Origin of the sequence: Flavonifractor sp. An91, assembly GCF_002159225.1 — a bacterium.
Taxonomy (GTDB): domain Bacteria; phylum Bacillota; class Clostridia; order Oscillospirales; family Oscillospiraceae; genus Flavonifractor; species Flavonifractor avicola.
The window spans coordinates 15,412-30,953 of sequence record NZ_NFHA01000035.1; the positions used below are offsets into that span (position 1 = coordinate 15,412).

Annotated in this window: 14 protein-coding genes; 7 read left to right on the forward strand and 7 right to left on the reverse strand. The window is 49.4% G+C overall.

What is annotated here, in order from left to right; genetic code table 11:
- Positions 1-35: 35 nt before the first annotated feature.
- The 7 genes from B5G42_RS14900 (at position 36) to B5G42_RS18770 (ending at position 7,123) form a co-directional block, all read left to right on the forward strand.
- Complete coding sequence (locus B5G42_RS14900) at positions 36-908, forward strand: carbohydrate ABC transporter permease (RefSeq protein ID WP_343286706.1); 873 nt, start codon at positions 36-38, stop codon at positions 906-908.
- 12 nt (positions 909-920) lie between these two features.
- Positions 921-1,766 carry a carbohydrate ABC transporter permease gene (locus B5G42_RS14905; protein ID WP_087271976.1) on the forward strand — a complete coding sequence of 282 codons (846 nt, stop codon included), beginning with the start codon at positions 921-923 and terminating at the stop codon, positions 1,764-1,766.
- A 118-nt stretch (positions 1,767-1,884) separates the two neighbouring features.
- Complete coding sequence (locus tag B5G42_RS14910; RefSeq protein WP_087188303.1) at positions 1,885-2,790, forward strand: dihydrodipicolinate synthase family protein; 906 nt, start codon at positions 1,885-1,887, stop codon at positions 2,788-2,790.
- A gap of 75 nt (positions 2,791-2,865) precedes the next feature.
- On the forward strand, positions 2,866-3,618 hold the full coding sequence (nagB, locus tag B5G42_RS14915) for a glucosamine-6-phosphate deaminase (RefSeq protein ID WP_087271979.1): 753 nt from the start codon (positions 2,866-2,868) through the stop codon (positions 3,616-3,618).
- Positions 3,609-4,730 carry an N-acetylglucosamine-6-phosphate deacetylase gene (gene nagA / locus B5G42_RS14920; protein WP_087271982.1) on the forward strand — a complete coding sequence of 374 codons (1,122 nt, stop codon included), beginning with the start codon at positions 3,609-3,611 and terminating at the stop codon, positions 4,728-4,730. Before nagB ends, nagA begins: the two co-directional genes overlap by 10 nt.
- Before the next feature lie 192 nt (positions 4,731-4,922).
- Positions 4,923-6,044 carry an ABC transporter ATP-binding protein gene (gene ugpC / locus B5G42_RS14925; RefSeq protein ID WP_087188317.1) on the forward strand — a complete coding sequence of 374 codons (1,122 nt, stop codon included), beginning with the start codon at positions 4,923-4,925 and terminating at the stop codon, positions 6,042-6,044.
- A gap of 698 nt (positions 6,045-6,742) precedes the next feature.
- On the forward strand, positions 6,743-7,123 hold the full coding sequence (locus B5G42_RS18770) for a hypothetical protein (RefSeq protein ID WP_242961240.1): 381 nt from the start codon (positions 6,743-6,745) through the stop codon (positions 7,121-7,123).
- Between the two features lie 280 nt (positions 7,124-7,403).
- Here the strand turns inward: B5G42_RS18770 and B5G42_RS14940 are convergent, their stop codons facing one another.
- From B5G42_RS14940 to B5G42_RS14965, 7 genes are all read right to left on the reverse strand, one after another.
- Positions 7,404-8,912 carry a tyrosine-type recombinase/integrase gene (locus B5G42_RS14940; protein ID WP_087271992.1) on the reverse strand — a complete coding sequence of 503 codons (1,509 nt, stop codon included), beginning with the start codon at positions 8,910-8,912 and terminating at the stop codon, positions 7,404-7,406.
- Between the two features lie 185 nt (positions 8,913-9,097).
- Positions 9,098-9,682 carry a tyrosine-type recombinase/integrase gene (locus tag B5G42_RS14945; protein ID WP_087271995.1) on the reverse strand — a complete coding sequence of 195 codons (585 nt, stop codon included), beginning with the start codon at positions 9,680-9,682 and terminating at the stop codon, positions 9,098-9,100.
- Between the two features lie 129 nt (positions 9,683-9,811).
- The gene (locus B5G42_RS14950; RefSeq protein WP_087271997.1) at positions 9,812-10,369 is read right to left on the reverse strand and encodes a helix-turn-helix domain-containing protein; all 558 of its coding nucleotides are present in this window, start codon (positions 10,367-10,369) and stop codon (positions 9,812-9,814) included.
- A 417-nt stretch (positions 10,370-10,786) separates the two neighbouring features.
- Complete coding sequence (locus tag B5G42_RS14955; RefSeq protein WP_087272000.1) at positions 10,787-11,101, reverse strand: hypothetical protein; 315 nt, start codon at positions 11,099-11,101, stop codon at positions 10,787-10,789.
- Between the two features lie 210 nt (positions 11,102-11,311).
- The gene (locus tag B5G42_RS14960) at positions 11,312-13,912 is read right to left on the reverse strand and encodes a phage/plasmid primase, P4 family (protein WP_087272002.1); all 2,601 of its coding nucleotides are present in this window, start codon (positions 13,910-13,912) and stop codon (positions 11,312-11,314) included.
- A 364-nt stretch (positions 13,913-14,276) separates the two neighbouring features.
- A complete protein-coding gene (locus B5G42_RS17970; protein ID WP_140399865.1) occupies positions 14,277-14,783 on the reverse strand; it encodes a hypothetical protein in 507 nt (168 codons plus the stop codon).
- 60 nt (positions 14,784-14,843) lie between these two features.
- Positions 14,844-15,119 carry a hypothetical protein gene (locus B5G42_RS14965; protein ID WP_087272005.1) on the reverse strand — a complete coding sequence of 92 codons (276 nt, stop codon included), beginning with the start codon at positions 15,117-15,119 and terminating at the stop codon, positions 14,844-14,846.
- Positions 15,120-15,542: the final 423 nt, after the last annotated feature.

The following is a 15,542-nucleotide window of genomic DNA, read 5'->3' on the forward strand; positions in this document are numbered from 1 at the left end:
AGCCCAAGAAGGAGAAGCGGTCCCAGTTCTCCGGCATGAGCAAGGCCCTGGTCCGGCGGGAGACCATTTCCGCCTACCTGTTCCTGCTGCCCAGCTTGGTCTTCTTTATCGGCTTTGTGGTGATCCCAATGATCATGTGCGTGGTGTTCAGCTTCCAGGAGATGGGCCTGGACAGCTCCGCCACCAAGTTCATTGGTTTTGCCAACTATGTCAAGATGGCACAGGACCCCGTCTTCTGGAAGGGATTCCTGAATACCGTCATCATCGTCGTGGTAGCGGTGCCCGCCGTTACCGCCTTTTCCCTGTGGGTCAGCTCCGCCATCTATCAGATGAAGGCAGTGACCCGCTCCTTCTTCCGCTGCGTGTTCTACCTGCCCGTGGTTACCGGTACTGTGGCAGTTACCGTGGTGTGGAAGTGGATGTTCAACCCCTATAACGGTCTGCTGAACCAGATCTTTGGTACCACCGGTTATGACTGGCTGGGCAATTCCGCTACCGCCATCTGGTGTATCATCCTGATCCTGTTCACCACCTCTATCGGCCAGCCCATCGTGCTGTATGTGGCTGCCCTGGGTAACGTGGACCAGTCTCTGGTGGAGGCTGCTCAGGTGGATGGCGCCACCAAGCTCCAGGTGTTCTGGAAGATCAAGTGGCCCCAGATCATGCCCACCACCCTGTACATCCTGGTCATCACCACCATCAACTCCTTCCAGTGCTTCGCACTGATCCAGCTGCTGACTTCCGGTGGACCCAACCATGCCACCGACACCATTATGTACTACATCTTCCAGATGGCGTACAACAACCAGAACTTCGGCTACGCCAACGCTATGGGTGTGGTCCTGGCCATCATCATCGCGATCTTCTCTGCCATCCAGTTCAAGTTCGCGAAGACTGACAACGGTTAAGGAGGTGAGAAGATGAATAACGCGAAAAGCAAGCTGGCCGGTACTTCCACCGGTTACAAGGCGATCACCATCGTGATCCTGGTCCTCCTGGCAATTTTCTTCATCTTCCCGCTGTACTGGATCGTCACCGGCTCCTTCAAGGACGCCATGACCATCAACGCCCGTACCCCTCAGTGGTTCCCTCTGAGTCCTACTTTGGAGAACTACGCCAAGCTGTTCAAGAATCCCGCTGGCCAGTGGCTGCTTAACACCATTATTATGGCTGTGGGCGCGCTGGTGCTCACCTGCCTCACCGCCGCTCTGGCTGGTTACGCTCTGGCTAAGAAGCGGTTCTATGGCCGGGCCCTCCTCTTCACCATCATCATCTGCGCCATGGCTCTGCCCAAGCAGGTTATCGTCATCCCCCTGCTGCGCGAGATGAACCTCCTCCATCTGGCGGATACCCTGTGGGCCGTTATCCTGCCCACCGTAGGCTGGCCCTTCGGCGTGTTCCTGATGAAACAGTTCTCGGAGACTATACCCAATGAGATCCTGGAGGCCGCCCGGGTGGACGGCGCCGGGGAGCTGCGCACCTTCTTCAGCGTGGTCTTCCCCATGATTAAGCCCGGCATCGGTGCTCTGGCTATCTTTACCTTCGTTAACTCCTGGAACGACTACTTCCTCCAGCTGATCATGCTGACCAGCCGTGTCAACTGGACCATCTCTCTGGGTATTGCCCGCCTGCAGGGCGAGATGTCCAGCGACTTCGGCCTCATCATGGCTGGCGCCACCCTGGCCGCCATCCCTATCGTGGCCGTGTTCATCGCCTTCCAGAAGTACTTCACCCAGGGCATCGCCATGGGCGCGGTCAAGGGCTGATCCCGCTGACCGGACGCTGCTCCGCTGGCACAGTTATTTTACCCTGCGGCGTGCGTATTTAAGGGTTGATTTATCTTAGAAGTTCGTTTATTATCGTTTTGAGAGAAGGAATATTAACATGAGCGATCTGAAAAAATACCAGGGCGTGATTCCGGCCTTTTACGCCTGCTATGATGAGGCCGGCAACATTTCCCCCGACGAGGTCCGCGCCCTGACCCGCTACCTGATCGGCAAGGGTGTCAATGGCCTGTATGTGGGCGGCTCCTCCGGTGAGTGCATCTACCAGAGCGTGGCTGAGCGCAAGGTGGTACTGGAGAACGTGATGGCCGAGGCCAAGGGCAAGGTGGTCGTCATTGCCCACGTTGCCTGCAACAACACCGCCGACAGCATGGAGCTGGCTGCTCATGCTGAGAGCCTGGGTGTGGATGCCATTGCCGCCATTCCCCCCATCTACTTCCACCTGCCCGAGTATGGCATCGCCGGCTACTGGAACGACATCTCTTCTGCCGCTCCCAACACCGACTTCATCATCTACAACATTCCCCAGCTGGCCGGTGTGGCCCTGACCCCCTCTCTGCTGGCTGAGATGCAGAAGAATCCCCGGGTCATCGGCGTGAAGAACTCCTCCATGCCTGTTCAGGACATCCAGATGTGGAAGGATGCCGGGGTCATCGTGTTCAACGGTCCCGACGAGCAGTATGTGTCCGGTCTGGCCATGGGCGCCTGCGCCGGCATCGGCGGCACCTATGCCGTTATGCCCGAGCTCTTCCTGAAGGTGTATGAGCACTTCCAGAAGGGCGAGATGGAGCCTGCCCGCCAGATTCAGAATGATATCTGCCGCATCATCTATAAGATGTGCTCCGCTCACGGCAACCTGTATGCCGTGATGAAGGCCATCCTGGCCAAGAACGGCGTGAACTGCGGTTCCGTCCGCAAGCCCATGCCCGGCCTGATCGACAGCGATGCCGCCGTGGTGGACGAGGCCTATGCCATGATCACCGCTGCCATTGCCAAATACTGCTGATCCCAGATCAAGTTCCGGGGCGGGCGGTGACCCGCCCGCCCCACTTTGATATGAAAGGCTAGGAGTTACATTATTATGCGTATTTATCAATCGGAAGACTATCAGGCCATGAGCCGCCGGGCGGCCAATATCATCTCCGCCCAGGTCATCTACAAGCCCGACTGTGTGCTGGGTCTCGCCACCGGCGGTACCCCCGTGGGCACCTATAAGCAGCTGGTGGACTGGTACAAGAAGGGCGATCTGTCCTTCGCGGAGGTCCGCTCCGTCAACCTGGACGAGTACCTGGGCCTTTCTCCCCACCATGAGCAGAGCTACCGCTATTTTATGCAGGATAACCTGTTCGACCACATTGATATCAAGCCGGAGAACACCCATGTGCTTAACGGCCTGGCCAAGAACCCCGAGGCCGAGTGCGAGGCTTACAACAAGCTGATCCGGGATCTGGGCGGCATTGACCTGCAGCTGCTGGGTATGGGCCATAACGGCCACATTGCCTTCAACGAGCCGGGCGACGACTTCGGCCTGGAGACTCATCTGGTGGACCTGACCGAGAGCACCATCGAGGCCAACAAGCGCTTCTTTGAGAGCCGGGACGAGGTGCCCCGCCACGCTCTGAGCATGGGCATCAAGAACATCATGAATGCCCGCCGCATCCTGATTATCGTCAGCGGCGAGGAGAAGGCCGACATCGTGAAGGAGGCCTTTACCGGCCCCGTCACCAAGGACGTGCCTGCTTCCGTGCTCCAGCTCCATCCCGATGTAACCCTGGTGGGCGATAAGGCTGCCCTCCATAAGCTTGTGGAAGCAGGTGTTCCCGTATGCGGATAACCGGCGGCCAGGTTTTTGACCTGCAGGAGGGATTTGTCAAGCGGGACGTCTGCTTTGACGGTCGGCTTCTTTCCAACTCCAGCAGCGATGGCAAGACCTATGATGCCACCGGCTGCTATGTGATCCCCGGTCTGACCGATGTACATTTTCATGGCTGTAAAGGCCACGACTTCTCTGATGCTGATCCCGAGGGACTGGAGATCATGGCCCAGTATGAGCTGTCCCGGGGCGTGACCCAGATCTGCCCCGCCGGCATGACTCTGCTGGAGGATCAGCTCACCAAGGTCTGCCAGGTGGCGGCCGCCCATAAAGCTGCCGACAAGCCCGGCGCTGCCCTGTGCGGCATTAACCTGGAGGGGCCCTTCCTCTCCATGGCCAAGAAGGGCGCGCAGAACGGCGATTGGCTCCATGCCCCTGATGTGGATATGCTGCGCCGTCTTATTGCTGCCTCTCAGGGCCTGGTAAAACTGGTGTCCCTGGCTCCCGAGGAGCCGGGCGCCATGGAGTTTATCGAGGCTATGGAGAGCGAGGTTACCATCTCCCTGGCTCACACCACTGCAGACTATGACACTGCTATGGAAGCCTTCCGGCTGGGCGCCCGGCAGGTGACCCACCTGTTTAACGCCATGCCGGCCTTTACCCACCGGGCTCCCGGTGTGGTGGGCGCGGCTCTGGACACTCCGCTGTGCAATGTGGAATTGATCTGTGATGGCGTTCACATCCATCCCTCTGTGGTGCGGGCGGTGTTCAAGATGTTCGGCGCCAAGCGTGTCATCCTGATTTCCGATACCATGCGGGCCGCCGGTATGCCTGACGGCGATTATACTCTGGGCGGCCAGGCCGTCAAGGTAAAGGGCAAGTATGCTACCCTGGAGGACGGCACCCTGGCCGGTTCTGTTACCGATCTGATGAATTGTATGAAGACCGCCGTGTCTTTTGGCATCCCTCTGGCGGATGCCGTGCGGGCTGCTGCGGTCAATCCTGCCAAGGCTATCGGCATTTTCAGCCGGGCCGGCAGCCTGGAGCCCGGCAAGCGGGCCAATGTGGTTGTTCTGGATGAGAATCTGGAACTGAAAGATGTATTCTTCCGCGGCGAATTAGTCCGCGGCTGAATAGAGCGCACCCCCAAATACAGGCCTTCCGGTCCTACTCCATTCCTATAGGCCGGAAGAGTCGAAAAAAAGGAGGAAAATCCGCCGGACCGGCGGTGCGGCAGTGTGGAGACCTGTCGTAACGTTCTGGGAGTTTTGCTCTCCCGGGGCGAGAGGGTATTTGCGGAGGCATTGCCCTTACGGTCCATGTATATGGCAACTGTAGTTCTGAAAGGCGTCAAGAAGATCTATGACAACAAGGTGACCGCTGTCCACGACTTCAATCTGGAGATCGCGGATAAGGAGTTCATCGTGCTGGTCGGTCCTTCCGGCTGCGGCAAGTCCACCACTCTGCGGATGGTGGCCGGCCTGGAGGATATCTCCGAGGGCGATCTGCTCATCGGCGGCAAGCGGATGAACGATGTGGAGCCCAAGGACCGCGATATCGCCATGGTGTTCCAGAGCTACGCACTCTATCCCCACATGACCGTGTATGAGAATATGGCCTTTGCCCTGAAGCTGCGCAAGGTGCCCAAGGATGAGATCGACAAGAAGGTGCGTGAGGCTGCTGCCATCCTGGATATCACCCAGTACCTGGATCGTAAGCCCAAGGCTCTGTCCGGCGGCCAGCGTCAGCGTGTGGCCATCGGCCGCGCCATCGTCCGCGATCCTCAGGTGTTCCTGATGGACGAACCTCTGTCCAACCTGGACGCCAAGCTGCGTAACCAGATGCGCGCCGAGATCATCAAGCTGCGCCAGCGCATCAATACCACCTTCATCTACGTGACTCACGATCAGACCGAGGCTATGACCCTGGGCGACCGTATCGTCATCATGAAGGATGGCTTCATTCAGCAGATCGGTACTCCTCAGGAAGTGTTCGATCGTCCCGCCAACCTGTTTGTGGCCGGCTTCATTGGCTCTCCCCAGATGAACTTCTTCGATGCCAAGCTGCAGAAGAAGGACGGCAAGTATCAGATCGCTGTGGCCGACGCTGTGATTGAGCTGGCTGACAAGGCCCAGAAGATCCTCACCGAGAAGGGTGTGGGCGACATGGATGTGGTGGCCGGTATCCGTCCTGAGCACATCTCCTTTGCCCCTGTGGCTGGTCCTCACACCGTGTCCAGCACGGTGGATGTGTCCGAGATGATGGGCAGCGAGGTGTACCTCCATGTGACCGCCGCCGGCAAGGACGTGGTGCTGCGTATTCCCACCACCGAGTTGCCTGAGGAGCATCGTGCCGGTATCCCCTATGGTACCGCCATCAACTTTGCGTTCCGTCCTGAGCTCATTCACCTGTTTGATCCTCAGACCGAGAAGAACCTGCTGTATTGATCTCCAGCAGACAGAACCGGCCCCTGCCGCAGCTGCGGCAGGGGCCGGTTTTTCTTTGTCGACAGCACCAGCGGCCAGGGGAGAGAATAGGATGAAGCAGACGGCAATCCTCTCATGAGTTGCCGGAGAATTTAAGGAGAGACGAGGGAGCGGCCGTGCGGCGATGGGAAAACGAGCAGTATCGATATTATAATCCGGACCCGCTTCGCCTGAGCGGACCGACCTGCTGTATCTGGCAGGGACCTACCGGCCCTACAGGGGCAACAGGCGGTGCTGGTCCCACAGGCCCCACAGGAGCAACGGGCAATGCCGGCCCAACAGGTCCCATGGGTCCGGCGGGGACAGTGGGCAGTACCGGTCCAACAGGCCCTACGGGTCCCACAGGGGCGACTGGCAGTATTGGCCCAGTAGGTCCTACAGGCCCTGCAGGGGCCGATGGCGCTGGTTCCACAGGTCCAACAGGTCCAACAGGGGAAGCGGGTGATACGGGCCCTGTCGGTCCTACAGGCCCCACAGGCCCTGCAGGAACAGGAGCAACGGGTCCCATGGGCCCAACAGGAGCGGTGGGCAGCACCGGCCCCACAGGGCCGACGGGAGCGCAGGGGCCAACTGGCCCTGCGGGGGGAGAAGGTCCCACGGGTCCCACAGGCCCTACTGGATCTGCCGGCACCGCTCCGGATGATGTGTTTGCGTCGTATGTGAATTATCAGTATCCACTTGTTCGAGGGAGTCAGTTGGTGGTGTTTCCGGATGTGACAGATCCAACCGGGCAGATCACCCAGGCCAGTCCCACGGTTATTGCGCTGGAACCTGGCTATTATTTGATTTCTTATAAGGTATCAGCGGTTTTTCGGCAGGCCAACTATATGCAGGTAACGCCATCTTATAACGGTACCACCCATTTGGAGACAGGGATCTATTTTGCTGTCAATACAGCCGGTGGGAGTGCGGCAGGCTCAAGCTTTCTTATTCTGCGGGCGCCAGCAGCCACAACGTTTACGTTGACCTATTCCGGCTCTGGAGATGCGGTGGATGGAGAGATTAATCTAACTATTCTGAAGCTGCGCCGGGCGCTTTGACAGCGAGGGCACCAAGAACGCCGGAAAATAACAAAAAAGGCACGACATACGTCGTGCCTTTTTTGGAGCTAGTGGTGGGAATCGAACCCACGGCCTGCTCATTACGAGCGCTTCCTGAAACACCCTTTTGGGGAGATATGGTAAAGAAATTAACTTGTTGACAAAATGTATTTTTGTTGGCATGATGACATAAATTGCGTCAAAAATCACACTTATTGTACCGTCTTTGACATCGGATGTCAACAAAAAATGAAGGGTGGTCTGTTGACCACCCTTATGCTCACACTACCATCCTGTTGGCATTTTTTCGATTGAGTTCATCATAAAAACCCTCTGTTGCTTTCATAGCCATTTCCTCGTTGACGTGGGTATAAATCTTCATAATAATATCTGGGGTGTTGTCACCCATTATTCTTTGGATGACTGAGATTGGCTGACCAGATAGGATCAAGCGAGTACACATCGTATGTCTGAATTTATAGAGATTGATTCCCATATCCTCAATATGATACTGCTTTCTGTATCTTTGAATCAGAGATTGATAGGATGATTCTGACCTGACATTACCTACCTTATCTGAAAAAATAAATTGACTGTTACGCTTGCCTGCACTCCTGCTCCTACTGACAAATTGCTTCCACTCCTGTAAGGCTTTTACGGCCAGATCAGACAGTCGGAGTGTCCTTACACTATACTCAGACTTAGGGGTGGAGATGATGTCCCTATGCTTTGCCTGTCGTTTCAAAGTAGTAATTTCTTCATACTGCACGGTTGCAGCCTGCTGAATTCGGATTGTCTTTTGGAGTGGGTCGAATGAATCCCATTCCAGAGCCCTCAATTCCCCAGGACGCATTCCAGTACACTCTAAAACTGCAAAAATGGTGTAAAGTTCCAGACTGTATTTTCTGCTGGTTTGAAACAGAACATCTATATCCTCGTCTGAGAAAGTAGGATATTTGTCTTTGGCGACAGGCTTTTTACTGGTAGGACACCTTAATCTTCTCATAATATCTACTGGTATATCGTTGTTATCAAGGGCTGTCTGAAAAATCAGTTTGGTTGTATTGAAACTGTGTCTTACGCCACTTTTAGCGTAAGCGTACCTGATTTTTTCAAAAGCCTTTTTGATATCCTGTTCTGTAATCTCTACCATCTTCTTGCTGCCTATGTATGGCAGCATCATTTTGCTTCCTCGTCTGTAATTTTCAATCGTGCGAGTGGTGGCCTTGCCAACACCAGAATTCAACAGTTCAATAGCGTATTCCTCAAAGGTCAGTTGGGTGTACTGGGAGAGGGCAAGGGATGCCATAGGTTGAGCAGGAACAAAAGGTGTGCTGACTACCTGAACCCCATTCAATTCCTGTAACCTCTTAGCAAGGTAGGCATCAGCCTCTTTCTGAGACTTGAAACTCTTGCTCTCTCTTTTCCTCTTGCCATCAGGGGTCTTCCCAAGGTCTATCTGCACCATAAACCTACCATCCTTTAAGGATGAAACAGAACCCTTGTAAACCATATCTGCACCTGCTTTCTCTGGCTCAACGACTACATCATTTTTGGTCAACAGGCATGATACCTCCTGGGGTTCTGGATATCCACTGGGATGTTGCCCAGAATCAACAGTTGAATTTTGTCCCGCAAGGCTTTCTATGCTTTGCGTGGTAATGTAGGTATCGCCAGCTGCGGCGATACCTACCAGAACACCCGTATTAATCATTGACAGGACTGCTTTCTTGGGAACTCCCAACTTCTTTGCTGCTGAAGGTACACTTATCAATAAACTATTATTCATATATCAAATCTCCTTAACCAATTTTATAGAAACCACTTGTTTCTGCATTGATTAAGGAAAACTGTCATCGTTTTAGTGTGTTTTTCGTTTTTTGTGTTCTTTTTGAAGTGTATATGTCAAAATAAAATATATTTATGTCCTTCAAAAAAGAAAACAGTTGAGCAATCACGCTCAACTGTCCTTTTTTATGCGGGTAATACGATATGCTTCTGTAAGGCTTGCTCTACGATTTTAGGCTCCACACTTAAATAGTGCTGTGTAACTGCCACACTACTATGCTGGAGCAGCTGGCGTACCAGTTCTACATTGTAATCATTTTCTATATAGATGCTGACTGCAAAGAACTTTCGGAATGAATGTGTGCTGACACCAGTGATCCCCAGATACCTACACACCTTTTGAAGATGGAGCTGGACTGCTCTGACTGTAAGTGGGAATAACTTTTGAGTAGGTTTTAGCCCATTTTTCAAAGCGTAGTCCTGTAAGTAGATATAAACCTCTGCTGGTACAGTGAATGTTCTGGACTTTCCCGTTTTCTGCTCCACGATGTCAAGGTGATACCTGCCACCCTCAAAAAGGATATCTGCTAACCTCAAATGTACTATGTCGCCAATCCGTAACCCCAAATTTGCTTGCAGCGTGAGTGCTGTTGCCACTCGTTCATTAGGTCTGACCCTATCCCCACCAGGGAGGACAAAGCCTGTCCTTATGGTACTTATGATTTTTTCAAATTCTTCCTTATCGACTGCCCGTGTTTTCTTATTTGCCATTTCCTCAACCCCTTATCTAAAAATATTCGTTTAACTCCTGACACGCTTTTCGTTCTTTTCTCCCTTTGAGATTTCACCATACACCAGAGTGTCATTTTTCCTTATCTATCTATTTAACGAAGTGGGATTTTAACCCTCTGGTCTACCCACTTTTTGTTCTTTCAGCACCCTATACAGGGTAGTCTTGCTGACCCCTGTAAGAGCGGTGATCTGGCTGATGGTACAGGCGTCACTTTTATAAAGTTCAATGGCCTGCTCAATATCCTTGCTCTTGGTAGGTGGCCTACCCACCCTGCCTTCAGCACAAGCCTTTCTATAACCTGCCTGCTGTTTCTTTTTCTGGAAAAGCACATACAAGCGGGTAAATTCCGTAATGCTCCCCAAGTAGTCCTCACCAGACAAAAAAGGTTCTTCAATGCTACATAGTGAAATCTGCTTGTCAGTCAGTTTTTGAAATACATTTATCAAATTCATCAAATCATCTGCCAAATCTGCGACACTCCTGATAATTAACTTATCGCCTACATCCATACTCTCCAAAAGTTTGCAGAATTCACCCCTGTTATTATCCTGGTCAAAGACAAGCTGTTCATCTGTAAGCCCCATCTTCTGGATCAGTTGAAAAACTGGTTGATTGCTGTGCTTTTCTACACCATTCCCATTTTCCATCACATAGGCCCAAACCATAGGTACACCCCCTTCCTGTTATTAAGAGGGAATAGGGGAACTTCCCGTATTCCCTACACAATGAAAACTGTATCAAAATTCCTTGACATTTTGGATTTATGACCTTTATCTATGAGATTTTGGCCTTATTTCAAAAATATTTGCTGATTTTTTGCATCTAATAATTTCAGCACCATAAAATATAGGTAAATAACACTTTAGATGCTCAAAAAATAAATATTTTTGACCTAATCCTCTTGAGAATACGGGAATAATTCAAATTCCCGTATTCACCCATTTTGGTCATAATTCTATTTTGTACCAAAATTTCAAAGGACTTTGACACTTTCACATAAACTATCGGGGAAAAGGGGAAGGACTACAATCCAAAGGATAACAGAACCATCCCCAATCCCATAAGAATTTTGATACCACCCATTAAGTGCCTGAGCGTAGATATTTGATTCCTACCTTGAAACACTCAGTCATGAAATTCTCAAATTCCAAATACTCAATCTTATCTTTACATATCTGACTGGGTGAGTAAATCAGCAGCGTATCAAACCTTTCTTTTGCGTCAATTACCTTGACTTCACGCAAAATATCCCTTGCTCCACCAAAGGTGATGACACAATCCACTACTTCAATCCCTGATCTCCAAGCCTGCATAGCGAGTTGACAGGCTTGATATACTGCTGTTCTGATACCAGTCTTATCACTCTTGACTTTCAAAGCGATTACCGCTTTTTCCATAAACACCACCTCTTTTTCTTAGTCCATCTTCCTGAACCACTACTCAATATAAAAATTACTGTCCCACATTTCCTATAACTGTGTCTTTCTTTTCCATTTATGTCCTTCTTTTTTCTCTGAAAAAAGAACAAATAGTGGGTAGTGCTGATAAAGATGAACCCCACGCCGGTACCGGCGTGGGGTTAGTGTTGAATATACATTTTCAAATCCTCAACTATCTGCTTGCTCCTTTTCTGAGCGTTCAAACTTCAAAGCCACTTTCTCATGGTACTTTTTGGCAAAGTCACTATCGTCAAATTCTGCTTTATGGTAACACAAATCACCAATGTCATTCAGGGTTACATTTCTATATCTGATATACCCCTGTACCTTTTTTATCTCCTGAAATGCGGGCTTTCGGTTAATTTCCTGAGTGAACTTTCGTTGGGTCCAGGAATACTCCCCATTAAACTTACACCAATGCTGATAGGACTGATACAGCTGCTTGCTGGTATAACTGATAGAATTTTTTCCAGCGTCAGTAATTTGTATCACACACTCTTTCAGCCATTGGTCAAGAGAACTCATATCCTCAGCGTAGTCTTTTATAATATCACTCATTTCCTCAGGCATACCCAATCCTTCAGCCTTATAAAGTTTATAACCCTCTATGGCCCAGTTGAGAATGCCGGGCAATTCTTGTTCCAATTTTTCACCAAAATTCAAATCAATCTTTTCTGGTGGTATTGTGACCTCGAAAGGGATCACCTTCAGGCGTCTCCAAAGAGCTTCATCTGTACCCCTGACTTGGGGTTTGTAGTTGGTATCTAAGAAGATTTTGAATGTGGACTTAAACTCAACTGGTTCATGGTGGAGTGTGCGACATATCACAATGCCACCACCAGTCAGATTTTTAATAAGACCCTCTGCTAACTTATCATCCTTTTCACTCTCACTTATGCAGACAAAACGCCTGTCCCTCAGCCTTACAAGGTCTGGTCTTGGTGATCCTGCACTCTGCGATCTCACATCCATAATGGTCTGCTTTTCTGCTGCAACAGCATACTCACCCATCAGGGTATGAATTGTCTTGATAATGGTGGTCTTTCCGTTGTTACCATTCTCACCGTAGAGGACAAACATACATTTTTCCATATACCCACTTGATAAAGTGTAACCAATCGCTTTTTGCAGGAACCTTCTGACTGGCTCAGACGGGAGAACCATGTTCAAAAAGTCAACCCATAAAGGACACTCAGTCCCTTCCTCATAAGCGACACCAGCCATTTTTGTCTGGTAAAACTCTCTGCTGTGTGGATGGAAACTCAAAGAATCAAAGTCATAAACCCCATTTTGTAAGTTGAGAACATTTGAATTAGCAGTAATTTTCTGACCCACCTTTTGTTCTTTTTGAGCCTTGATAAAATGGGATTTGGAGAACTCAATCATTTCCATACATTGTCTTTTACCCTTGCTTGAAGATGCATACTCAAAAAGGGTAAGAGCCTGTTTTTCAAGAACTTTCTGATTTTCAGTCTGGACCACGCTTTCTCTGAAAAGGTTGTACGCCTCATATTTTAACTGGTGGAACACTCTTTCTGCGTACCAAAGCAAGTTTTTATCGTAACACCTATCCCAAACCTTACCATTCCAAGCCAGCCATTCGTCACCATCAGACAAGTATATCAAATCATTCTGATTAACCAGCCAGAAACGGATACCATTAGCAGCACTATCCAGATCACCGTGTACGGTGACAGGAACATCCCTGCTTTCTGAGCCATAGTTAATGATGTACTTGCAAAGATGCTCATTCAGCTCAGGATTATTACTTAACACCAGTTTTCTGCTTTTTGCTTTTGCAATCAGTTCTTTCCCCTGGTTCTGCTGCAGCACTTCATCCACATCCAAATTCTGTTCAACAGGGGTGTAACTCAGCCTGTCCCAGTCATATACACGACTGCACCTGATACTGGCTTCCCCTATGGTGTGCTGCACATACCCACTTGCTTTCTTAGCCTTTCGCTTTTCACTCCACATACCAGACTGCAAAAAGATTTTCTCAGCCTGTTCCGGATTGTTGCCATTCAGGAACAGGAGCAGACTTGCAAAAGCGAAGTCGGCTTCTGACTGGGAGGGGTATGCTTGATACTCATATCCCGCATCATCTTTTTTCTGAATTTCCACCCAGCGTCCTTCCCAGAATAACAACCCCTTCTTGAACTTTTTGAGTTTCCCTATCACTTCTTCATCTGTCTTGGTGTAGACACCTTTTCCCACCAAACCAGAGTAGGTTCCCTTTTTGAGAAGGTACTTTTCACATAAGGCGTTTAACTGCTCCTGACAGACTGCAAGGTAAGTATCGTGTGCTTCATCCACCACATTACCTGTCACTATCATAAAGCGGGAACAATCGTAAACCTCAATGATACCCCACTTATCACAATGTTTATAACCCTCTGGCTTTCTGCCTTTTACATAGATATGTACTCCCAAACCACTTATTGAGGTCTCAGCGTAAGTATGGAACATACCCAATATTTCTTCTTTCAGTTCCTCGTACTTTTCCCGAAGTGCTGGATCGTGACAATCGAGGTCAACACAGGTGATTTCTTCACCAGACAGGCTTACACCAACAGAATCAATTTTATCTGACTGAAATGCAGTTGTTATTGTGTCAAAATCTACCACTCTATCTTTATCGTCTGGCCCCACACCTTTCATATCCAGAACGGACAAGGGCTTTTTCCCTGTTTCTTTTAGCTTATAACCAGCCCATCCCTTAATTCTTCTCAGAAATAACGGTATTTTTTCTATATTTGTTTCAATCATACGAACATCCTCTCTAACTCTGTATTTTACGGAGGGGGAACTTGACAATAGGGAAGGTCCCCCAAACAAAACCCATACACCATCGGCATTTTTCTGGTGTCTCAAGGGGAACTTGACAATAAGAAATACCCCCAAAGAAAACCTATATACAATAAGGGTTAAACACCATTTAGGGGCAGAAGGGGCAATCGTTTTTTATAATTTTTTTAAGCCCAGACCAAACTCCGAAATCTTAAATTCAAAAAAACCTGAAATCAACTGCCCCTTCTGCCCCCAAATCCACTTTTTCATAAGTGGCATAAGGCTTTTAGCAGGGGGAATTACCTTTTGTCAATCACCCCCTGATTACCCCCTTTTGCCCCCATCAGAAACCCTTGATATCATCAGCAAAAAATTGAGGGTAAATTTCTCTTGGTCCTGGCATCACCCAGTCATAATATGTTAGTGTTACGATACCCATTTTACCCACATAGTCCTTTACCCGATCTACGGGAGATCCATCACCAAAACAACACGCTAACGCCTGCTCACATTCCTTGTGTCGTGGTACATACCCTACGATAACTTTACCCACATTGGCTTGATTGACGCTGAGAGATTTTAAGATTTTCAAACCAAATTCATAAGCCTGGGTGTTGTGGCACTTAGCACTCAGAACTTCCACCAGATACTCACCATGTGGTAAATTATTGACTTTTTTACAATTATAACGTGTACTATAATCAGGTCTATCAACTGGGGCATCATCTATTACTATCCCCTTGGACTGTCCCAACCGCTTAAAATAAGCAGTGGTAGACTGCAAATTCTCTTGTAACACACTTGCTGACTGATTTAACTGAGCCAACAGCTCAGGTCTTACTGTCCTCATATTGTTACCTCCATTCCTTTGGAGTAATGACACCGGCAGCGCCGGTGTCATTACCGTACATCAAATAACCGCTTTCTCAGCCAGTGCTATATGCTCTGGCTGAGCCAAATACTCATTTACGACTTCTTCCAACTCAGCATAATCATCCAAAGTGGCATCTTCTATAAAAACATTATCAAAGCACACCATACTCATACCACGCTGCTTACCTACGAAAAAGCATAACTCCACTTCATACCCGCATGGGTTAGGCAGTGCTTCACAAGCCACAGCTAAAATATAGACACCTAAAAGTGGGAAATCTTTTATAAAAGTCAAACTTTCCTTATTAAACATAGACATTTTCCTCCTATTACACTTATTTACCCTTACGGGTATGAGAAGTAGGGGAATCGAACCACCTAAACTAAAACCATTCTGCGCTACCATTTTCAATTAAATATATCTTTTTATGTCCGTTTGTTTTCTTTTATGTCCAAAAACTTTTCTATTTTGATAATATCAATCTGATACTATCACCCCTAAGAGTGTTCAACACCTGCGCCGGTACCGGCGCAGGTGTTGATAAACAATTATGAAACTGTGTCATCCACAGCCTTATCCATAAGGGTGCGGATGACACGAGAAGTGGTCTTAACCCCATTGTTAGGGTCGGGCGAAATTAACCACTCCGGGTCAGGAGAAAATCGCCAATTTTGGTCAAACGAAAATCACCAATCTGGGGTAGCCAGCCCCCAGGTAGTATTGTTTACCCGGCCT